Source organism: Burkholderia sp. MR1-5-21, assembly GCF_053427715.1.
This window is the reverse complement of the sequence record NZ_JBSAXD010000107.1, coordinates 1-647: the sequence shown is the minus strand read 5'-3', so window position 1 is coordinate 647 and position 647 is coordinate 1. Positions and strand designations below refer to the sequence as shown.

At 62.6% G+C, this 647-nt stretch carries 1 protein-coding gene; it reads right to left on the bottom strand.

The features are described 5' to 3' along the window. The coding region (locus ACV229_RS40620; protein ID WP_448088660.1) for a hypothetical protein at positions 1 to 647 on the bottom strand (647 nt) is incomplete at both ends.

Here is a 647-nt window from a genome sequence, read left to right as displayed (position 1 = left end):
TGAGCGCATCGCCACCGGCCGACAGATTCGCGCCATCAAGCGTGAGGTCGCGACCAGCCTGAACCAACAGATCACCGGTCGACGCGATCGCGCCCTGCCGGCCGATCACGCTTGTATCGACCTTGCTTGCGCCGGAAGAACCCGTTGCGCCGACTGCATCGACCAGCGTTGTGTTGACGATATCGCGTCCCGCCAGCACGGCGACCCGGTTGCCGCCAATCTGCCCCGACGCGTTGACGACATCATTGCTGGCCGAAACGACCGTGGTGCCGTTTGTGCCGCTACTCGAAATCGTCCCGCCCCGGTTCAGGATATCGGTCGCGGTAAGTACGGCCTTCGTGCCGCCCTTGATGACGCCCGAATTGGTCGTACTGCCGGCCGTACGAATTTCAACATCGTCCGCCGTGATCAAGCCGCCGGTCGCTTGCAAGTCGTTTGCATGCGTTTGCGCCATGTAGACGACCGGGGCCAGCACATGCGTCGTACTGCCATCCGGCAGGGTCACGATCTGGTCGACCAACCAGACAATGTCGCTCGTCAGCGCGTCCATTTGCGCGGCCGTCAGTGCGATGCCGGGCATCAAACCGAATGCCTTCGCGTAGTTCGCGCCGTTCGTCATCAGCGCCCGATATTCATCCTCGGCACTC